The sequence below is a fragment of the Pseudomonas sp. DSV-1 genome, from assembly GCF_035830915.1.
GTDB lineage: Bacteria > Pseudomonadota > Gammaproteobacteria > Pseudomonadales > Pseudomonadaceae > Aquipseudomonas.
Genome location: NZ_JAYMYG010000001.1, coordinates 4,699,734 through 4,720,998, shown reverse-complemented (window position 1 = coordinate 4,720,998; position 21,265 = coordinate 4,699,734). Strand labels below are relative to the sequence as shown.

The 21,265-nt window shown below is 59.7% G+C and carries 15 protein-coding genes; 13 read left to right on the top strand and 2 right to left on the bottom strand.

Going from position 1 to position 21,265, the window contains the following annotated elements; all coding sequences use genetic code 11:
- Positions 1–7: 7 nt before the first annotated feature.
- Genes waaF through VSQ83_RS21895 form a run of 7 tightly spaced genes read left to right on the top strand, consistent with a single transcriptional unit; the run spans position 8 to position 6,956 of the window.
- Positions 8–1,042: a lipopolysaccharide heptosyltransferase II gene (waaF, locus tag VSQ83_RS21925; RefSeq protein WP_326427515.1), complete on the top strand. Its 1,035-nt coding sequence runs from the start codon at positions 8–10 to the stop codon at positions 1,040–1,042.
- Entirely contained in the window at positions 1,043–2,104 is a 1,062-nt protein-coding gene (waaC, locus tag VSQ83_RS21920) for a lipopolysaccharide heptosyltransferase I (RefSeq protein WP_219262157.1), read from the top strand.
- Positions 2,104–3,225 (top strand): glycosyltransferase family 4 protein, encoded by a 1,122-nt coding sequence (locus VSQ83_RS21915; RefSeq protein ID WP_219262156.1) that lies wholly within the window; start codon positions 2,104–2,106, stop codon positions 3,223–3,225. Before waaC ends, VSQ83_RS21915 begins: the two co-directional genes overlap by 1 nt.
- On the top strand, positions 3,225–4,031 hold the full coding sequence (gene rfaP, locus VSQ83_RS21910) for a lipopolysaccharide core heptose(I) kinase RfaP (protein ID WP_326427514.1): 807 nt from the start codon (positions 3,225–3,227) through the stop codon (positions 4,029–4,031). Before VSQ83_RS21915 ends, rfaP begins: the two co-directional genes overlap by 1 nt.
- Positions 4,031–4,765, top strand: a complete 735-nt coding sequence (locus VSQ83_RS21905) for a lipopolysaccharide kinase InaA family protein (RefSeq protein WP_019825369.1) — start codon at positions 4,031–4,033, stop codon at positions 4,763–4,765. Before rfaP ends, VSQ83_RS21905 begins: the two co-directional genes overlap by 1 nt.
- Entirely contained in the window at positions 4,762–5,514 is a 753-nt protein-coding gene (locus VSQ83_RS21900) for a lipopolysaccharide kinase InaA family protein (RefSeq protein WP_133076687.1), read from the top strand. Before VSQ83_RS21905 ends, VSQ83_RS21900 begins: the two co-directional genes overlap by 4 nt.
- A complete protein-coding gene (locus VSQ83_RS21895; RefSeq protein WP_326427513.1) occupies positions 5,514–6,956 on the top strand; it encodes a lipopolysaccharide kinase InaA family protein in 1,443 nt (480 codons plus the stop codon). Before VSQ83_RS21900 ends, VSQ83_RS21895 begins: the two co-directional genes overlap by 1 nt.
- Before the next feature lie 109 nt (positions 6,957–7,065).
- Here VSQ83_RS21895 and VSQ83_RS21890 read toward each other — a convergent pair whose 3' ends face one another.
- Together VSQ83_RS21890 and VSQ83_RS21885 are read right to left on the bottom strand one after the other, a co-directional pair.
- Positions 7,066–9,165 carry a TonB-dependent receptor family protein gene (locus VSQ83_RS21890; protein ID WP_326427511.1) on the bottom strand — a complete coding sequence of 700 codons (2,100 nt, stop codon included), beginning with the start codon at positions 9,163–9,165 and terminating at the stop codon, positions 7,066–7,068.
- 149 nt (positions 9,166–9,314) lie between these two features.
- The gene (locus VSQ83_RS21885) at positions 9,315–13,604 is read right to left on the bottom strand and encodes a membrane-targeted effector domain-containing toxin (RefSeq protein ID WP_326427510.1); all 4,290 of its coding nucleotides are present in this window, start codon (positions 13,602–13,604) and stop codon (positions 9,315–9,317) included.
- Between the two features lie 270 nt (positions 13,605–13,874).
- On the opposite strand from VSQ83_RS21885, the gene VSQ83_RS21880 reads away from it, so the two are divergent.
- From VSQ83_RS21880 to VSQ83_RS21855, 6 genes are all read left to right on the top strand, one after another.
- The gene (locus tag VSQ83_RS21880) at positions 13,875–15,632 is read left to right on the top strand and encodes a carbamoyltransferase family protein (protein WP_133076683.1); all 1,758 of its coding nucleotides are present in this window, start codon (positions 13,875–13,877) and stop codon (positions 15,630–15,632) included.
- Entirely contained in the window at positions 15,616–16,746 is a 1,131-nt protein-coding gene (locus VSQ83_RS21875) for a glycosyltransferase (RefSeq protein ID WP_326427509.1), read from the top strand. The genes VSQ83_RS21880 and VSQ83_RS21875 overlap by 17 nt, the downstream gene beginning before the upstream one ends.
- Entirely contained in the window at positions 16,746–17,642 is an 897-nt protein-coding gene (locus VSQ83_RS21870; RefSeq protein ID WP_133076681.1) for an antimicrobial resistance protein Mig-14, read from the top strand. Before VSQ83_RS21875 ends, VSQ83_RS21870 begins: the two co-directional genes overlap by 1 nt.
- Before the next feature lie 142 nt (positions 17,643–17,784).
- Positions 17,785–19,227 (top strand): PIG-L deacetylase family protein, encoded by a 1,443-nt coding sequence (locus tag VSQ83_RS21865; protein WP_326427508.1) that lies wholly within the window; start codon positions 17,785–17,787, stop codon positions 19,225–19,227.
- Positions 19,224–20,375 carry a glycosyltransferase gene (locus tag VSQ83_RS21860; protein WP_219262151.1) on the top strand — a complete coding sequence of 384 codons (1,152 nt, stop codon included), beginning with the start codon at positions 19,224–19,226 and terminating at the stop codon, positions 20,373–20,375. The genes VSQ83_RS21865 and VSQ83_RS21860 overlap by 4 nt, the downstream gene beginning before the upstream one ends.
- The gene (locus VSQ83_RS21855; RefSeq protein ID WP_133076678.1) at positions 20,372–21,256 is read left to right on the top strand and encodes a glycosyltransferase; all 885 of its coding nucleotides are present in this window, start codon (positions 20,372–20,374) and stop codon (positions 21,254–21,256) included. The genes VSQ83_RS21860 and VSQ83_RS21855 overlap by 4 nt, the downstream gene beginning before the upstream one ends.
- The last annotated feature ends 9 nt before the right edge of the window (positions 21,257–21,265 follow it).

Below are 21,265 nucleotides of genomic sequence, written 5' to 3'. Positions count from 1 at the left end.
GAAACTTATGAATATTTTGATCGTTGGGCCCAGCTGGGTCGGTGACATGGTGATGGCGCAGACACTGTTTCAGTGCCTCAAGCAGCGCCACCCGCAGTGCGAAATCGATGTGCTGGCCCCCGAGTGGAGCCGGCCCATCCTTGAGCGCATGCCGCAAGTGCGCAAGGCCTTGAGCTTTCCGCTCGGCCACGGCGCGCTTGAACTGGCCAAGCGACGCAAGATCGGCAAGTCCCTCAAGGGCCAATACGATCAGGCAATCTTGCTGCCCAACTCGCTGAAATCAGCCCTCGTGCCGTTCTTTGCGGGCATCCCCAAGCGCACCGGCTGGCGTGGCGAGTTTCGTTATGGCGTGCTCAACGATGTGCGCAAACTCGACAAAGAACGCTACCCGTTGATGATCGAGCGTTTTATGGCGCTGGCCTATGAGCCGGGTGCCGACCTGCCCAAGCCTTATCCGCGCCCGGCCTTGCAGATCGATCCGCAAAGCCGTGCCGGCGCACTGGCAAAATTTGGCCTGGAACTGGACCGCCCGGTGCTGGCGCTGTGCCCGGGTGCCGAGTTTGGCGAGTCCAAGCGCTGGCCGTCCGAGCACTACGCCAAAGTTGCCGAGCAAAAGATCCGCGAAGGCTGGCAGGTGTGGTTGTTCGGCTCCAAAAACGATCACGCTGTGGGCGAAGACATCCGCTCGCGGTTGATCCCTGGGCTGCGTGAAGAGTCTGTCAACCTGAGCGGCGAGACCTCGCTGGCCGAGGCCATTGATTTGCTGTCGTGCGCCGATGCCGTGGTATCCAACGACTCCGGGCTGATGCACGTGGCTGCTGCGTTGAACCGCCCGCTGGTGGCGGTCTACGGCTCCACATCGCCGGGTTTTACCCCGCCGTTGGCCGACAAGGTCGAAATCGTGCGCCTGGGGCTCGAGTGCAGCCCGTGTTTTGATCGCACCTGCCGCTTTGGCCACTACAACTGCCTGCGCGAACTGATGCCGCAGCCTGTGGTTGAAGCCTTGCAGCGTTTGCAGGGCTCACCGGTCGAGGTCAACTAGGTGCGCGTTCTGTTGGTCAAAACCTCATCCCTTGGGGATGTGATCCATGCCTTGCCCGCGTTGACCGATGCGGCGCGGGCGATTCCGGGCATCACGTTTGACTGGGTCGTGGAAGAAGGCTTTGCCGAAATTCCGACCTGGCACCCGGCAGTGGGCAAGGTTATTCCGGTAGCGATTCGCCGTTGGCGCAAAAATATCTGGGAAACCATCAAGAGCGGTGAGTGGCGTCGCTTCAAGCAAAGCCTGCGCGCCGAGCAATACGACCTGGTGATCGATGCCCAGGGCCTGGTCAAAAGTGCCTGGCTGACCCGCTATGTAAACGCCCCGGTGGCCGGTCTGGATAAAGACTCAGCCCGTGAACCGCTGGCCAGCCGCTTTTATCAGCGTCGTCTGGCGGTGGCTCGCGGGCAGCATGCGGTCGAGCGTTTACGCCAATTGTTTGCCGTGGCGCTGGGCTACGACCTGCCCAAAGGGTTGGGTGATTATGGCCTCGACGTTGAGCGCCTGATTGAATTACCGCGCAAGAAGCCTTACGTATTGTTCTTGCACGGCACCACGTGGGACACCAAGCACTGGCCCGAAGTGTACTGGCGTGACCTGGCCCTGCGCATGGGGCACATGGGTGTCGAAGTGCGCTTGCCCTGGGGCAACCCGGCAGAGAAGGCCCGTGCCGAGCGCATTGCCAGCGGTTTGAGCAACGCAGTGGTGCTGCCCAAGCTGAATCTGGCGGGGGTTGCCAAGGTACTGGCCAGCGCCAGCGCCTGTGTCGCGGTCGATACCGGGCTGGGGCATCTGGCGGCGGCGCTGGATGTACCGACCATCTCCCTGTTTGGCCCCACCAATCCGGGCCTGACCGGTGCCTATGGCAAGGTGCAAATCCACCTGGCCAGCGATTTTCCGTGCGCACCGTGCCTGCAGAAAAAATGCACCTACACTCCGACTGCACAGGACCAGCAGCGGTTTGATCTGAAAAACGAGTGGCCGTTGTGCTTCACCCGTTTGAACCCTGAGCGTGTCGCGAGTCGATTAAGCACGTTGTTACTGGCTGAGGAACTGCGCTGATGCAACTGGCTTTTGTGCTGTACAAATATTTCCCGTTTGGCGGGCTGCAACGCGATTTCATGCGCATTGCGCTGGAGTGCCAGAAACGCGGCCATCAAATTCGCGTCTACACCATGATCTGGGAGGGTGACATTCCCCCTGGATTTGAAGTGCTGGTGGCGCCGGTCAAGGCGTTCCACAACCATACTCGCAACGAAAAAATGCTCGCCTGGATGCAGGCCGACCTGGCCAAACGCCCGGTGGACCGCCTCGTCGGCTTCAATAAAATGCCGGGGCTGGACGTGTACTACGCGGCCGACGGCTGTTTTGAAGACAAGGCGCAAAACCTGCGCCATTCGTTCTATCGCTTCTTCAAGCGTTACAAGCACTTTGCCGAATACGAGCGGGCAGTGTTCGACAAGAACGCCAAGACTGAAATCCTGATGATTTCCGAAGTCCAGCAGCCGCTGTTTATCAAGCATTACGACACGCCGCTCGAGCGCTTCCACCTGTTGCCGCCGGGCATTGCTCTGGACCGTCGCGCGCCCGCCAATGCAGCCGAGATTCGCGCCGGGTTCCGGCGTGAATTCAACCTGGCAGACGACGACCTGCTGATGGTGCAGATCGGTTCCGGGTTCAAGACCAAAGGCGTCGATCGCAGCCTTAAAGCCCTGGCGGCGTTGCCGGGCGAGCTTAAAAAGCGCACCAGGCTGTTTGTCATTGGCCAGGACGATCCCAAAGTCTTTCAATTACAGAGCGCCACGCTGGGGCTGGGCGATCACGTGCAGTTCCTCAAGGGGCGCAGCGATATCCCGCGCTTCCTGCTGGGCGCAGACCTGCTGATTCACCCGGCCTATAACGAAAACACCGGCACCGTGCTGCTTGAAGCTCTGGTGGCAGGGTTGCCGGTGCTGGTCAGCGCCGTCTGTGGCTACGCCCATTACATCAGCGACGCCGATTGCGGCCGTGTACTGGACGAGCCGTTCGAGCAGGCGCAACTCAATGAATACCTGACACGCATGTTGTCCGACGATGCTGCGCGCGCGGCCTGGAGCCAAAACGGCCTGGCCTACGCGCAGACGGCCGACCTCTACAGCATGCCGCAGCACGCTGCGGATGTGATTCTGGCGGAGCAACACTGATGAAACTGATTCTTGCCGAACCGTTCAAGAGCTTGTGGGCAGGACGCGATGCGTTCACCGAAGTCGAGCGCCTGGAGGGCGAGGTTTACCGCGAGCTGGATGGCCGACGTACCTTGCGTACTGAAGTCGGGGGCCGCGGTTATTTTGTGAAAATCCACCGTGGCATTGGCTGGGGTGAGGTGTTCAAAAACCTGCTCACGGCCAAGCTGCCAGTGTTGGGCGCGGGCCAGGAATGGCGGGCAATCAAGCGTCTTCACGAAGTCGGCGTACCCACCATGACCGCCGTCGCGTATGGCGAAAAGGGCAGTAACCCGGCGGAGCAGCACTCGTTCATCATCACCGAAGAGCTGGCACCTACGGTCAGCCTCGAAGACTTCAGCCTCAACTGGATCAAGCAGCCGCCACAGCCAGCCCTCAAGCATGGGCTGATCGCCGAAGTGGCGCGCATGACCGGCATGATGCACCGCGCCGGGGTTAACCATCGCGACTGCTACATCTGCCACTTTTTGTTGCACACCGACAAACCGGTCACGGCCAAGGATTTCCGCCTGTCGGTCATTGACCTGCACCGTGCCCAGGTTCGACCGGTCATCAGCAAACGCTGGCGCAACAAGGACCTGGCCGCGCTGTACTTTTCGGCACTGGACATCGGCCTGACCCAACGGGACAAGCTGCGCTTCCTGCGGGGTTACTTCCAGATGCCGCTGCGTCAGATCCTGCGCGAAGAAGCCCGCCTGCTGGCGTGGCTGGAAGGCAAGGCGAGCAAGCTTTATGAACGCAAACTACGTTATGGGGATGCACTGTAATGGCGGGTTGGAATCTTGAACCCGCTTACAGTGCACTCGCTTCTGATTTTGGCAGTCTGGAAGCGGTATTTGCCCTCCAGGGCGAGCACCTGACCCGCGATCCTCTTTCGGAAGTGATCCGTGTGCAGCGCGATGGCGTCAATTATTACGTCAAGCGCTATACCGGTGCGGGCAAGGGCTTGCGCCGCTATCTGGGCCGCCCTCGGGTCAAATCCGAATGGCAGAACCTCAAGCGTTTCGACAAGTGGGGCATTCCCACCGCCGAAGTCGTGGCATGGGGCCTTGAGCGCAGTGGCTTTGCCTACTCCCGTGGTGCCATGATCACCCGTGAGCTGCCCAATACCCGCGATTTGTCCGAACTGGCGGACCACCATGATCCGTTGCTCAAGGACCGTGCCTGGGTCGACTGCGTCAGCCGCCAGTTGGCGAAATGCACCCGGATCATGCACAACCATCGCTTTACCCATAACGATCTGAAGTGGCGAAACCTGCTGGTCGACGATCAGCCCAAGCTGTTTTTGATCGACTGCCCGAACGGTGACTTCTGGCGCGGTTTCTGGCTCAAGTACCGCATCACCAAAGACCTGGCGTGCCTCGACAAAGTGGCCAAGTACCATTTGTCCTACACCCAGCGTTTGCGTTTCTATTTCCAATACACCGGGCGCACTACGCTCAATGCGGCGGACAAGGAGCGTGTTCGTCATATCGTGCGTTTTTTTGAGGGCCGGGAATGACTGATTTTTTAGCGGATGCGGATCGGGCTTTGCTTGAGCGCAACGGACTGGCCGACTTCGATGCGCTGTGGGCTGTGCAACTGGAAGCCGTGGACGAGCCCAACACCAGCGGTGGTGGCTGGAGCAGCGTGTTTCGCATGGACCTCGAAGGCCAGGGCTTTTACCTCAAGCGTCAAAGCAACTACCTGACCCGTACCCTGCACCGGCCATTGGGCGAGCCGAGCTTCGCCCGCGAATTTCGTAATATTCAGCGTTATCAGCAAATGGGTATTCCGGCGCTGGAAGCGGTGTTTTTTGGCGAGCGGAAAGTGCCTGGCGAACATCGCGCGGTGCTTATGACCCGTGCGCTGGATGGCTGGAATGACCTCGATTCGTTGCTTGAACAATGGCCGCAACTGACCCCTGAGCAGCAGCAGGCAATTTTGCGTGAATGCGGCCTGTTGGCGCGTCGCCTGCACGCTGCGCGTCAGGTTCATGGCTGCTTTTATCCCAAGCACATTTTCTTGCAGGCTGACGGCTTGGGTTATCGCGCCCAATTGATCGATCTGGAGAAAACCCGGCCCTTGTTGCTGGGCCAGCGTGACCGGGTCAAGGACATCGAGCCGTTGCTGCGTCGGGCCCATGCCTGGAGCGATGCCGAGGTGCGGGTGTTGCTCGCTGCCTATCTGGATCAGCCTGTCGACAGTGGTCTGGTGGATGCCTGGCTGGCGCGACTGAACGTGCGTCGCAGCCACAAGGGAGCGCGCTGATGCGTTTGTCCGAACTGCAAAAGGCGGGTCGTGCGCCGGGCTTGCCGCTGAGTATCGAACTGGCCGACGCGGCCGGGCCTGCGCAGTTGCAACTGCTGAGCTTGTTGCGGGTATTGCCCGGGCAGCGTTACGTAGGCGCCGGGGTGTGGCGCGGGCGTACGGTGCTGGCCAAATTGATGGTCGGGAACAAGGCTGCGCGCAACTTCCAGCGAGAGTTGACGGGTGTGCGCCTGCTGGCTGATCAAGGTTTGACCACGCCGAAGTTACTGGCTGATGGTTTGCAGGAAGGCGAGGGCGGCTGGTTGCTGTTCGAGTTTCTGGAAAATGCCCAGAGCCTGGGTGACGCCTGGGGCGCGGTGCAGTCGCTGCCGGTTTTGGCAGATGAGCAAGTGGCCGTACTGGCCCAGGCGCTGGCTGCCATTGGCCAGATGCACCTCAAGGGCCTCTGGCAGGAAGACCTGCACCTGGACAACCTGTTGCGTCAGGGCGCCAAACTGTACTTGATCGATGGCGCGGGTATTTGCGTCGAAGAAGCCGGCAAGCCGCTGTCGCGACAAAAAGTCCTGGAAAACCTCGGCGTGTTCTTCGCTCAGTTGCCTAAAAGCCTTGAGCCATTTATCGAAGAGTTGCTGGTGCACTACCTGCTCAGCAATGGTGAGCACGCCTTGCCGCTCGAAGCGCTGCTCAAGCAGATCGAGAAGGTTCGTGCCTGGCGCCTGAATGATTTCTTGAACAAGGTGGGTCGCGACTGCTCGTTGTTCAGCGTTGAGCGCACCGCCTTTGTCCTGCGTGCGATTCGCCGTGAAGAAGAGCCTGCGATGCTGCCGGTTCTGGCTCACGCCGATGCCTTGCTGGATCAGGGCCACTTGTATAAAACCGGTGGCGCGGCCAGTGTCGGCAAGGTTGAAGTGGCGGGCCGCACCCTGGTGGTCAAACGCTACAACATCAAGGGTTTTGCCCACTGGCTTAAACGCTTCTGGCGCCCGAGCCGTGCCTGGCACTCATGGCGCGAGGGCAATCGACTGGCGTTACTGGGCATTGCCACGCCCAAGCCGCTGGCACTGCTGGAAACCCGTTTTCTGTGGTTGCGGGGCAAGGCGTATCTGGTGACAGAGTTTTTGCCGGGGCCGGACATCATCGAGCGTTTTGCACCCTATGTTGAGCGGGGGGATGCGCCGGAGTCCGAACTTCAGGCACTGGATCATCTGTTTGCCGATTTGATCCGCGAGCGCATCAGCCACGGTGACCTCAAGGGGCATAACGTGTTCTGGGATGATGGCCGTTGGGCATTGATCGATCTGGACTCGATGTGCCAGCACGCCAGCCTGAGGAGTTTCGCCACCGCGTACGCCCGTGACCGGGCGCGCTTTATGCGCAACTGGCCGGTGGACAGTGCGTTGTATCAGCTGATTGACGGGCGCTTGCCCAAAGACCTTGGCTAAGACTCTGTGGGAGCAGGCTTGCTCGCGATGCAAGCGCTGCGGCCTGTCAGGCTGACCGCGTTGATGCCATCGCGAGCAAGCCCGCTCCCACAGGAGCGTGCCCGTGCTGTCAGAAGCTGTACTGGGCTCCGGCTCCGGCATACCACGACCGTCCCGGCGCGGCTTCGTAGAAGCGGCTGTTACCGTCCGCCACGATCACAGAACCCACGTACTGACGGTCCAGCAGGTTGTCCAGGCGCAACGTCTGGTGGAAGGTCCAGTGTTCCACCTTCTGCTCAAACTTCGCCCGCCAGTTGAATACGGTGTAGGCCGGAGCTGCCTTGGCGGTGTTGGTGTCTTCGACATACACCTTGCTGCGGTACATGCCTTCAACGGCGGTGCTGAGCCAATCCACCGGTTTCCAGTTCACTTCGGCAAACAGCGTGGTCTGTGGAACACCGGGCAAGTAGTTGCCTTTGTCGACCGTGCCTTTGGTGCTGGCAAAGTCACTGTCGTAGGTCGCTTGCAGACGGGTATAGGCCAGGGTTGAGGTCCAATGCTCGGCCAGCTGGCTTTCGATGCCCAGTTCAAAGCCCCGGCGCAGGGTGCGGCCGGCGTTTTGGTAGGTGGTCCGTCCGCCTGTATTGCTTGCAACCACCAGTTCATCTTCGGTGGTGATCTGGAACACCGCCGCGTTGATCCGTGTGTTGTTTAGCTGGGCTTTCAGGCCCATCTCGTATTGAGTGCTTTCGGAGGGCTTGAGGCCGAAGTTAAAGCCTCGACCACTGGGCGAGTACGCCAATTCGGCCTGTGTCGGCGTTTCAAAGCCCTTGCCCGCGCTGACATAGCCATGCAGCTCAGGAGTGAAGGCGTACATCACGCTCATCGACGGCGTGGCTTTTTCATAGCGTTTGGTGCCGCTGTCGTCGCCGTTGCTCAAAAATTGATCATCGACGTCCATTTCCATGGTGCTGTAGCGCAAGCCGGCCTGCACGGTCCAGTTGTCCAGCGCCCAGTTGGCCTGCACATACGGGTCGAGGCTGCGGGCGGTGTCCACTTCATCGCGCACCAGTGCGCCTTTGACGCCCAGTTGATCACCGATGAAGTTGTTGTAGCCGTGGCGACTGTCCTGGCTCTGGTCGAAATCCAGGCCGCCAATCAGGGTCAGGTCACCCGGCACGCCATCCACCGGTTGCAGCCAGCGCAGGCTGCCGCCGTAGAACTTGCGGTCGAATTGCACAACACCGCCGCCCTGATAATTGCTTGGGTTAGGCGTTGGAGGATTCCCGATAGTTTTGGGGATCGCCAGATACTGAATCACACTCCGGGTGCCGGTATAGGCATTGACCTGCAGGGTCGCGTCGCCGATATAGCGCTCGTAGTTCATCCCCAATTGTTGATGGTCGATGCTTTTACGGGTGTTGTAGGTCAGGGCGTTTGGCGTTACCGAGCGCGGGTCGGCCTTGTAGGCGGCCCAGCTTTGGCCCAGCGGGTCTTGCGTGCCGTTCTGCTCAAGGCTGCTGTAGATCAGCGCCAGCTTGCTGTCTTCATCGGGCTTGAGGTTGAGCTTGGCAAACGTCTGGTCGCGGCGAGCGGCACTGTGGTCGCGGTAGCCGTCGGTGTCCATGCGCGAGGCGTCAAGCACAAAGCCCACGTCATCCGTGGCGCCCTCGGCGGTGAGGTGGTTCTTGTTCATGCCGTCGCTGCCGATCAGGGTTTCAGCGCCAATGCGCGGCGGACCTTCGCCGTCGCGGGAGAACATCTGGATCACGCCACCGGCGTTACTGCCGTACAGGGTGGCTGCCGGGCCGCGCAGTACTTCAATGCGCTCGGCGGTGTCGAGGTTGAAGGTCGCCGCCTGCCCCTGGCCGTCCGGGGTGCTGGCTGGAATGCCATCGGCAATCAGCTTGATGCCACGTACACCAAACGCCGAGCGGGCGCCAAAGCCACGGGACGAGATCTGCAGATCCTGGGCGTAGTTCTGACGGTTTTGCACCACCAGCCCTGGCACGCGGGACAGCACCTCGGAGGCATTGATGCCTAGCTGGCCATCCTTGATTTGCTCCTGGTTAATGCTGTCGACCGAGTACGGCAGGTCGAAACTCGGGCTGGTGCTGCGCGAGCCGGTGATGACGCTGGGGTCCAGTTCAAGGGGAGCTGCGCTGAGGATGGGTGTCAGGCAGAGGCCAGGCAGTAACAGGGCAACGTGAGCAGGTACGAAATATTTCATGGGCAAATCGGGGTTCCGTGTGACGCGACCCGTCCAGGGCAACGGGATGAGGCTAGCAGAGGGCGCGCAGTTTAGCGGCTGAGGGCGGGATATCCAGTAAAACCGGGCAACGAGGGCGATATAGGGCGCCCTCGTGCGCAGGTGACGGGTTACTGCATCTGCGTCATGTTCATGTCCTGCAAGTCATGTATCAGATCTTGCAGGCGGTCGTAGCGTTTCTGGTGGACGGGTATCCAGTTGGGCCGCTCGATATAAAACTGGCCGCCAGGATCTGTCTGCACCGGGGTGTGCACCATTTCGTGGTTGCTCGCTCGATGGATCAGGTGTGCGCCGTCCGGCGTGGCGCTTTCAAACCTGAACATGCCGGGTGCGATGAGCCGTTCATTGTTCTGGGCCGGGGACAGCGCGGGTATTTGCGGTTTGGTGCCGGCAATATCCATTTGCAGCCAGTAATCGTTCTTCAAAAAGGTGAAGTCGCGGTGTGTGTGATCTGTAGGCACGACTTCGCCTATGTTCAGGCGAACCCCACGGCTGGAGCCGGGGAACGTGTCTGAAATCCGCACGCCAATCGCGCCCTCAAGCTCCGCCAGGCCGGGCACACCCTGATAGGTGTTGGCGTGGGTATTGCCGGTGAGGGCAATCCATTTTCTGGTACCGGTTTTGACCTGATGTGCGCGGATTACCTGTGACGCAAAGTAGCTGAACATTTCATAGCGAATAAGCTCGGCAGGACTGCCGGCCATGCCACTGGCTTCAGGGTGCAGGCCCCTGTGGTTGTAACTGGCCGCGCAATCAGTGGCGATGACTTCGATGCCATGTCGCCTGGCCTCGCGCACCAGCTTGCTGTACGTGTGGGGGCTTGCGGGATTGATCCCGTGACCCGCGTCCTGGGCTTTGAGGAACTCATCCAGGACAATCGGCATTTTTCCGGTTTTAAAGAAATCGTCGAGAAAGGTCTGATGAAAATCAGTTTGCAGGTGTTCCAGGTAAAGCACTTTCACATCAAGCTCAGCGAGCTTGCTCATTTGGGTGGTGAGCAGTTTTTTGCCTGACTGATTGGAATGGACTTCGCCGATTACGACGCCGTCGGTGTATTCATAAAGGTGTTTGAACAAGTCCTGCGGGCTTGTGGCCGCTGGAACGATGGGGCGAGTGACGCGGGGTTTTGCGGGCTTTGTGGCCAGGAAAGCCCGTGCGTCAGCCAGTAATCGCAGCCTGAAATTCGAAAAAAACTGGCTGGTGCGGGTGATCTCTGTATTGGGTGAAATCCAGTTGGCATCCAGTAAACCTTTATGGTTCCTGACCAGATCCTGAACCCTGCCTTTGTACTCCGATGGCAAATCATAGGGGCTGTGGATAACGTCAGGCACGGCTTCCGGTAGATGAGCGCCATCACCCAGCAAGGGGCTCCAGCGTTTGGTGTTGTCGGCCAGGCGGTGTTTGATTTCCCAATAACCGGCCGTACGGCGCAGCTTGTAACTGCCGCTGACGCCACTGCTTGAGCCTGCGGGCAGTTGCAAATACCAGTGACGGCCGAGCCAGCCGCTGTACACCTCAAACACCACGCCGTCTTGCTGGATATACCGGTTGTGGCTGACGCGGTAGACGCCCTGGGCGTCAGGGGTGAGGCTGTCGAGATTGACGCTGCTGATACGGGCGCTTTCGATGACGCGCTCAATCCCGGTTTTGAGCAACGGCGTGGTCGGGTCCACATCCCATATGCCAGCCGATACCTCGCGAACCGGGAGGCGGCTGCGCGCATCCGGTTTGCGCTCATCCATTACGCGCCAGCGCTCATCCAGGGTGTCGTACCGGCAGGGGTAAAGTCTGCCCTGCCGGTCTTTGAGGTAATGGTGAGTTGAGCCTGCGCCCGTTGTGCTGAACTCATAGATTCCAGAACCGTATTCGTCACCTCTGCGCAGCGTGAGCCCCGCTGCTGCGTGACGGCTCGCCGCGCCGGGACTCAGCGTTGGTGCGGGCTGTCTGGCACGTTGGCGGATGGATCTGCCAAACACCGCAGAGCCGGCAAAGTCCGAGGCGCCGTCAGTCAGGTGGGTGATGGACTCCATGAAGTGCAACAGGGCTTCGTGCCCTTCATCGCGTTGCAAGGCATCGACGCCCTGATAAATCTGGTAGATGAACCGTGCCAATGCAATGGGCAGCAGCACCTTGGTCGGCAGCACGAAGGACACCACATCAATCACGGTCAAGGCCGTTTCCCTGGCGGTATTGAGGTTGCTTTCCCAAGTGGAAGTCGATTGATCGTCGGCCTCGTGAATGGCATGCAAGGCTTCGGTGTCGTAGGACGCCTCCAGCAGGTGATGGCTGATCGGTTGCAGTTGAACGTTGCTCTGGCTGAGTCCCGCTTCGATCAGTGGCTTGATGTACGGTTTTTGCGCGGTGGTCACGCGGCGCATGACGTAGGTGCGTAAATGTGCACGGGACAGGACTCGACCCAGCTCATTGCGCGAAGGCACAGTGGCAAACCAGCGCTGGTCAGGGGCGCCTGGCAAGTAGCACACGAGGTTGGTCGAACCGGTGGAGGTTAACACCAGCGCGCCCGGCAGTGGCTTGTAGCGCAGCATCAACAGGTGGGCTTTGATCTGCGCGCCGTTGACCAGCGGGCGGCTGCTTTCAACGGGGTAATCCAGTGCCGCCTGAACCCATGCCGCCTGCTCGGCACCCAGGGTGCCCGCCATGCTGGCTTCCAACAGGTCCAGGTTCAGCTGTGCGGCGCGCAGGGCAACGTAATGTTCCTTGCGCCAGCGTGCCTGAGCGGAATTGACCAGCAGATGGTTGAGCCTGGCCTTGTAGCTCTGGCCAATATCGAGCTGGCGTACCAGGGTCTTGAGGTAGCTGCTGGTGAGAATGGGGTGGGGGGTGCCGTGGGCATCCTTGACCTGAGCCGTCAGGGCAAATGTCACATCCCATATGCCCACATTGGACAGCGCCAACTCACTCAGGCTGCGTCGGGTGGTCTTATAGGTGATCGTAGGTCCGGTTCGGTCCACGCTGGCGCCAGCGGCAAATCCGGAGCCGGTGATCGGGTTAATCACCGCGCCGGTTTGCAGCGCTTCGGTAGTCGAGATGAAGACGGTGTCGGGGTCTATATCAATGCCGTGATCGGCTTTGATCTGTTGCTTGAGCCGGGCTCTGGCGTAACCAAGCAGGGTGTTGATTTGCCCGATTTCTGCCAGGGGCTCGGTGTCGGGAGCCTCTGAAGCCGCGCGTTCATGGTTGAGGCGCTCAACCGCCAGGCGCCATTTTGTCTTGTTGGCCTCGGACGCTGTTTTGAGCCACTCGGGCAGCTGAATCTCCAGCAGCCGGGTATAGCGGGCACGCAACAGGCTCGCGGGCTTGATGGGCAGGCTTGAATTCAGGGACTGATCGACCATCTCGACCAGTTGCTCAAGCGTGGCGCCTGGCTGATCAGTGCGCATGGATGCCCAGGCATGGCGCATGTCGCGCTTCTGTTTTTCGATCAGTTGCTCGCTGTAAAACGTCTTTACTTGCTGCTCCGGCACCGGGCTGTAGTTCACCTGCTCAAAGGCCTGTGCGCCGATACGTTCTTCTGCCAGCACGCAATCGAGTAACGCCTCCCGCTGACGCCCGTCCTTGAGTCGCGCGCTCAACTCTTGGGTCAGCGCTGCCAGTGAGGTGAAGGCTTCGAGCCCGGTGTTGGGGGTGTAGAGCACCACTGTGCGCGGGGTTTGGTCTTGCACGATGCGCGTGTCCAGAGGGTCGGCAGAAGCCCGCGGCAAATCTTTGGTGGTGATCACCAACACGCCGTGCAGCAGCGAGGCGGGCTGAGGGGGCCGGCCATGCAAGGTCAGCGTGTAAAACCCGTAGGCGCTTGGCGTTGATGGCTGTGCAGACAGGGGGAACACCTGATCGATAGCGTTCATGGCTTGCGGGCTGAGGGTTCTGTCCCCATGGCGCAGGGTTGCTTCAGACAGGATCAGGTTCTGGGTAAAGCGTGACAGCCAGCTTTTCGGGGTGAGGGAGTCGAGGTCCTCATGGGGTGTTTGCCAGTAGTCACGGTGAGCATCCCTCACACACAGCTCAAGGCTGTGGGTGGTGAACTCGAGGTATTTTTCGAGTTGTGGCACGGTAATCTCTGCGACCAGATCTTGCTCGGCCAGGGTGTAGGCATGGTTGTAAACGCGGGCTGTATTTTGCACAAAGGTCGGCACCTGCCCGGTGAGGTGGCACTGCTCGATCAGCATGCTCAGGGTTTGGCTGACGATAACGGGCGACTGGCACGGCTCGGCTGCCCGCTCGTAATTGAAGTAGAGGTAGTCGGTGCAGGCCTCTACGGGCAGTTGTGGGAAAAACACCCGTAGTCGGTGGTCCAGCGACAGAGCGAGATCCGGGAAAGTGTCAGAAAATTTTGTCCATTCGGCTTCGCAGCCTTTGAAGTGTTCCAGATGGGTGGGCATGCTGATTTCCTGTTGAGTGAAGCGTGCGGGTCGCACGCGACGGTGTGATCACAGGAAATCCCAACGGCGGGTGGGGGTGGGCTTACATATGTCTGGAGTGCCGTGTCTTTTACGAGCAGACCTGGCGCGGCTGGGCGTGGCAAATCGCGCTGGGTCATTTGCGGTGTCTTTACGCTATAATCCCGCTCTTTAGCTGTTTCTCGCCTGGCGAGGGGCACATTATTTGTTCAGGCGCCCGCCGCCTGCCTGCATTCCAAAGAGGCTAATCCAGTGGCATTGACGATTCTTGGCCTGTCCGGCGCCCTCAGCCATGATCCCTCCGCAGCCCTCTATATCGACGGCAAGCTGGTAGCGGCGGCTGAAGAAGAACGCTTCGTGCGTGATAAGCATGCAAAGAACCGCATGCCCTACGAATCCGCAAAATTTTGCCTTGAGCAGGCGGGTATCAAACCTTCCGACGTTGATGTGGTAGCGATCCCGTTCGCCCCGATCAGCTTGTTCGGCAAGGCCCGCTGGCACTACGCCAAGCGCTATTGGTACGCCCCGGACCGCGCCCTTGACGCGATCCTGATGGGCAACCGTCGCTACAAGCGCTATCGCAACAAGATCGTGTTCTGCCTTGAGCAACTGGGTTTTGACCCGAAGAAAATCAAGATTGAACCGGTTGAGCATCACCTGGCCCACGCTTCCAGCGCTTACCACTGCTCGGGTTTCAAAGAAAAAACCGCGATCCTGGGTATCGACGGTAAGGGTGAGTACGCCACGACGTTCTTCGGCTACGGCGAAAACGGCAAGATCACCAAGATCAAGGAATTCTTCGATCCTGACTCCCTGGGCGGCCTGTACGGCGCGATCACCGAGTTCCTCGGTTTCGAGATGCTGGACGGTGAATTCAAGGTCATGGGCATGGCGCCGTACGGCGACGCCAGCAAATACGATTTCTCGCGTCTGGCCTCGTTTGAAAACGGCGAGCTGGTGATCAACACCGAATACGCCAACGTGATCGGCTTGCGTCGCTACAAAGAAAAAGGCAAGGGGTTCTACTTCTCGCCAAAACTGATCGAGTGGCTGGGGCCAAAGCGCGAAGGCGATATCGCCGACGAGCCGTACATCCACTACGCGGCCAGCATGCAGGCGCTGTTTGAAAAACTGTCGCTGCAAATGATCGACCACTACCTGGGTGACATCCTCAAGGAGACCGGCAAGATGGCCTTTGCGGGCGGCTGCGCGTTGAACGTGAAGCTGAACCAGAAGATCATTGCCCGTCCTGAAGTCAAGGAGCTGTTCGTGCAGCCTGCGTCCGGCGATGCCGGTACGGCGGTGGGTGCGGCAGCCTACGTGTCCCATGCTCGCGGCGTGCCGGTCGAGAAGATGGAACACGTCTACCTCGGCCCTGCGTACAGCAACGAAGATGTGATCGCGGCCTGTGCCCGTCACCCTGGCAAGCCTGCGTATCGCAAGATCGAAGGCACCCCGGAGAAGATCGCCAAGATCATGGTCGACGGCAACCCGGTGGCCTGGTTCCAGGGCCGCATGGAGTTCGGTCCGCGTGCATTGGGCGGCCGTTCGATCATCGGTTGCCCGAGCAGCGAAGGCGTGGCTGACCGTATCAACGAACAGATCAAGTTCCGCGAGCGCTGGAGGCCTTTCTGCCCGTCGATGCTCGACACCGTTGGTCCGCAGATGATCAAGGTCGATCATCCGGCACCGTTCATGACCTTCACCTTTGAAGTGTCGGACGAGTGGAAAACCCGCGTGCCAGAGGTTGTCCATGAAGATGGCACCTCCCGTGCCCAGGTGCTCAAGCGCGAATACAACCCGCGTTACTACGACATGATGAAGGCGCTCGAAGTGCTGACCGGTAACGGTGTGTCGCTGAACACGTCGCTCAACCGTCGTGGCGAGCCGATGGTCTGCTCGCCGACGGACGCGCTGAACATGTTCTTCGGTTCCGATCTGCAGTACCTGATCATGGAAGATATTTTGGTAGTTAAAGACGGCGCCGAGACTTATGAATCGCTCGACTGAGCGTCATGTGCTGCAGTTCTGCCACGGCTATGACGGGCCGTTTCTGGACTGCGCACGCCAGTACGCCAGCCTGTTTTCCGGCACCGGGTACAAGGTCACCACGGTCTTTCTGACCGGGGCGGCCGACCCTGAAGTGGCTGCAGGCTGTGGCTCTGATGAAGTGCTGTTCATGGAGTTCAGCTCCAGGGCCATCCGTGGCCTGAAGCTGGGCGCCATCGCCAGGCTGCGCAAGATCGCAGCTTCGCGCCCTTTCAGTTTTTGCATTGCCCACCGCTTCAAGCCGATTTACATCGCCTTGTTGGCCACCGGTTTGCCGGTGATCGGTGTGCATCATGCCTTTGGCGACTATAAGCGGCGCAGCCGAAAACTGTTCGCCCACCTGTTTCGCAAGCGCCTTAGCCTGCTCGGTGTTTCGGACGCGGTGCGCGACGACATGCGCCAGTGTCTGCCCAATTGGCCGACCGGTCGAATTAACACGCTTTATAACCGCATCGATATCGATACCGTTCAAGCCGATCAATTGTCAGGCACTCCGGCGCGTGAAGCTCTGGGGCTGTCGGTCGATGGTTTTATTGTCGGCAACGTCGGTCGCCTGCATCCGGACAAGGACCAGGCCACGCTGATTCGCGGTTTTGCCACGGCGTTGCCCAATCTGCCTGCTGACAGTCAGTTGGTGATCATGGGCAAGGGCCGTCTGGAGCAGGATCTCAAAGCGCTGGCCAATGAACTCGGGGTCGGCGAGCAGGTGCTGTTTTTGGGTCAGGTGCCCGATGCACGGCGCTATTTCCGGGCGTTTGATGTATTTGCGCTGAGCTCCGATCACGAACCGTTCGGCATGGTGCTGCTTGAGGCCATGGCCGCAGGCGTGCCGTTGCTGGCCACCGCGTGTGGCGGTGCTAAAGAAGTGGTCGAGGGCGTGGGCATTCTGTTTCCACTGGGCGATGCCGAACATCTGGCCCAGGGCCTGCAGCACCTGGCGCGACTCGATGACGAGCAGCGCCTGGCCTGTGCCGAGCTGATGCTGGAACGCTTGCATGAGCGCTTCAGCGATGAAGCAGTGCGCGATACCTTCTGGCGCCTGGCGCAAGTCACCGACCTGACTGCGGAGTCCTGATGCTCAATCGATTTCAAGGCTGGCGCGAGCGCGGCTGGAGCGTTGTGGATGCTGACACCTATGCCGGTGCCTGGCAGCGTTTTGGCGGCAGCGTGGCGACCCATCCGCTGGTGGTTGAGCGCCTGGCGCAGTTGGCGGGTATCCCGGTGCGGTATCTGGCCTGGGAGCAAGGCGGCGAACTGCAGGCGGCGATCCCGACCTGGGGGCGCGACCTTGCCTTGTCCAAGGATGTGCTCAAGCGTCACGGTAAAAAAGGCCTGTTCGATCTGGGCAATGCCGAACTGATCCTGCCCGCCGCTGCGGATGCTCAAGCGCCGTTGCGTCACCGCGGGCGTTATCTGTCACAGCTCAATGAAGGCCGCTTCAGCACCTTGAAGCCTCAGGCCGAGCAGTTGGCGATGGCCCGCACGCCCGAAGAATTGTCGAAAAAGTTTCGCTACAACCAGCGCCGCGAATTGCGTTTGCTGGAGGAGGCCGGCGGCGTTGTGCGCCCGGTTTCGGAGTTTTCCAGCGTTGAGCTGGCGAGCATCTATTGCGATTTGTTCCTGCGGCGCTGGGGTTTTGTCGCCACCGGTGCCGAACGCATGGCCGAAGTGATCGAGCTGTTGCGTGAACTGTTGATCGGTTCGGTGATTTTCCTCAATGATGCGCCGATTGCGATTCAGCTGGTGTACCGAGCCGAATCCCCGGAGTGGATCAGCGTGGAGTACGTCAATGGTGGCGTCGATCCTCAGACCCGCGAATTCAGCCCTGGCAGCGTGTTGAGCTTTATCAATACCCAGTCAGCCTGGGAGCAGGCCCGCAGCGTCGACAAACCTTTGCGCTTTTCGTTTGGCCGGGCTGACCGCGAGTACAAAGAGCGTTGGTGTAACCCGGTGCCCGTGTTCAAGGTCTGAAACATACGCATACAAACCTTGTGGTAGCGGGCTTGCCCGCGATGGTATCACTGCGTTTTTTTGACATGCCGTAGTGCCTGCATCGCGAGCAGGCTCGCTCCCGCGGGAGTTCAATCACAAGAGCCAAGTCATGAGCCAGCCCATGAGTCGCAAACAACAGCTCCTCAAGCGCCACCGGCGCAACAAGCGCATTAGCCTGCTGATAGGCCTGCTGGTGCTGATTGCCAGCGGTGTGCTGTTGACCTGGTGGCTGGTCCCGGTGTTGGCGGTGCTGGGCTGGGTAGCCCACGAAGCCTGGTTTGCCGATCACTTGTTCTATTCGGCCCAGGACGATTACCGGTACAACTTTGCTGCCGACGCTGAGCAACCGGCAGTACGCCTTGAGGGCGACAAGCTGAGGGTTGATCAGCCGCTGATACTGGATGGCGATGAAACCCTGATTCTGGCGATCACGATCAAAAGTGGCTGGCTGGGGCGGTTTTTTGATCCGTATGTACAACTGTCGGGCAGCGACTCTGCGGACAGGCAAACCTTCGAGCGTGGGGTCAATGGCCTGCGCTATCTGAATATCAGCGGTTGCGGCTCGGCCCTGGTCGATGGCGCACTGCATGTGCGCGGTCGTTTTTGCCGCGTCATGGGTCAGCCGCAGCTGTGGGTTTTTCGCCAGCCCGATTACCGCGATCAGCGTGTGATGGTGATCGCTCCCCATGCCGATGACGCCGAGCTTGCGGCTTTCGGGCTATACAGTCAGGCCAGGGAAGCCTGGATTGTGACCCTGACCGCCGGTGAAATCGAAGCCGGGCATTATCAGCAGATGGGGCTGGAACGCGCCGACGCAGCCCGACTCAAAGGCCGCTTGCGCGCCTGGGACAGCATGGTCGTGCCGCGTTGGGCCGGTGTGCCTGAAGACCGTTGCGCGCAGTTGGGGTATTTTTGCCTGCAATTGCCCGCCATGCAGGCGGCCCCTGATCAACCCGTGGCTTCGCGAGAGGCTGACTTGAGCGACATTCGCGTGTTCCGCCAATTCAACCCGTTCCCGCTGCCCGGTGATCTGGACGGCGCCCCGACCTGGCATAACCTGCTGGCTGACTTGCGGGCGTTGATCCTTCGCGCTCGCCCTGAAGTGATCGTGCTGCCGCACCCGGCAATCGACCCTCATCCTGACCATATCTGTGCCCACGCTGCCGTGATTGAAGCCCTTGAGGGTCTTGAATGGCAGCCGTCCACCGTGCTCGGCTACGCCAACCACCTGCATGACAACGATCGTTGGCCGATGGGCAACAGCGGTGATGGCATTGCCTTGCCGCCGGTGTTCGATGCCTCGCTCAGCCTGCAACCGTGCAGCCTGGCGCTGACCCTTGAACAGCAGCGCGACAAGGCGATGGCGCTGGGCATGATGCATGACCTGCAACCCCGGGCCGCGCTCAAGCGCAGGGTGCGGCGGTCGATACAGCAGCTCTTGGCAGGTAGAAAGCCATCACCTTATGGCGAAAATGAATTCTTCCGTAAAGCGGTTCGGCGTCACGAACTGTTTTGGATAGTGAAAGAACATGATGCAACCGGGTTTCATCAGGGAGACTTATGAAGCGTTCCAAGGTTTTGCAATTGCAGCCCGATTACAACGTCAAATCCCATGACTTTGCCGATCTCGCCGAGCAGATCGTGCGCGCGCTCCCCCGAGAGCGCTACGAAATCACGGCGGCCTTTTTGCGTGGGCGTCCGGGTCCGGGCGAGCCGGTGAGCAAGGCGGATCACTCGGTGTATTTCGAGTTCAGCGACAAGTCGCTCAAGGGCATGCGCCTGCGCGCCATGTGGGCGTTGTACAAGTTCTGCCGTAAAGAACAGTTTGATGTGGTGATCTGCAACCGCTTCAAGCCCGTGAACATGATGCTGCAACTCAACCGCTGGCTGAAAATTCCGCTGTGTGTGGGCATTTCCCACGGATTTGGTGAATACGACCGCTTCTATCGTCGTAGCCAGGCCAAGCGCCTGATCGACAAGGCATGGCGTTTTGTAGGCGTGTCACCTGCGGTCAAACAGTACCTGCTCGACTGCAAGTGCGGTTTCACCGAGCAAAATACTTACGCGATTACCAATGCCATCGACATCGAGCAAGCCGAAGCCTTGCAGCTGCCACGCCAGCAGGCACGTGAACAGCTCGGCCTGGATCAGGATGCACGGATGATTGGTGCTCTGGGACGTTTGGTGCCGATCAAGGGCCATCGTTTCTTGCTGCAAGCCTTCGCCACGTTGAAAGACAAATACCCGACAGCGCAGCTGGCAATCATTGGCGCCGGGCGTGAAGAGTCGCGCTTGCGCGAACAGATCGAGCAGTTGGGCCTCACTGGCCGTGCGCACCTGCTGGGTTTCCAGGAGAACGCACTGCAGTACGTGCGCGCCTTCGATATCTGGACCATGCCTTCGCTGGCAGAAGGCCTGGGGTTGGCGCTGCTTGAAGGCATGAGCGGGCATTTGCCTGTGATCGCAACCAATGTGCCGGCCATGTTGCCGCTGATTGAAGGCGCTGGCGGCCTGGCCGTGAAGCCCAGTGATGTGGCGACACTCACCGCCGCGCTGGATGAGTACCTGGCCTTGTCGGATCAGGCGCTGAAGGCCAAGGGTGAACAGGCGTATCGCTACTTGCAGGAGCACCACGACATTGAAGTGTTCCGTCAGCAGTATCTGGATTTGATCGACTCTGGCTTGAGCCAGGCACGCAAGGAACACCCATGACAGATTCGCAACCCTTGGTAACGGTGATCATCGCCTCCTATAACCACGGGCCTTATATCGAGCAGAGCATTCAGAGTGTTCTGGATCAGACCTATCCCAATATTGAGTTGCTGGTGGTTGATGACGGTTCGCCCGATGACAGTGTCGAGCGCATTGAGCGCTTGCAGGCGGTGCATGGTTTCGACTTTCGGGTACAGCAGAATCAGGGCCTGACCAACACCCTGAATGGCGCGATTGCCCGTGCCAAGGGCAGCCTGATTGTGCCGTTCGGCTCCGATGACATCATGATGCCGGACCGCATTGCGGTGCAGGTCGCGTACATGGATGGCAAGCCCGAAGTGGGTATTTGCGCGGGTAATATCGAGTTGATCGATGCCGACGGCAACCTGTTTCCGGAGAATCGCCAGCGCCGTGACGTGCCGTTCAGGCGTCTGGATTTTGATGACATGTTCCTTGAGCGCAAGCCTTATCCGCCAGCGCCAACCCTGATGATCCGCCGCGAAGCGCTGGACAAGGTGGGGGGCTTTGATCCGGCCATTCGCCTTGAAGATCTGTACATCGAGCTGAAAATTACCCACGCCGGGTACTTTATCGACGGCCTGAACGTGGTGATGGCGCGCTATCGCAAGCACGCCACCAACTCGTACAAGAACCATCGCTTCATGATCGACAGTATTTTGCGCATCTATGCGCTCTTCAGTGACCATCCGTTGTATGACGAGGTGCGTTACAAGTTTCTCAACTCCATGTTCCTGAAAACGGCCAACCGCAATCGTGCCCTGGCCCGTGAGTTGTTGGCACAGATTCCGTTCAGGCACTGGACGGGTAAAACCTGGCGTGGCTTGGGGCGGTTGTATTTTTCACCGCTGGAAAAAGACTGAGACGGGGAG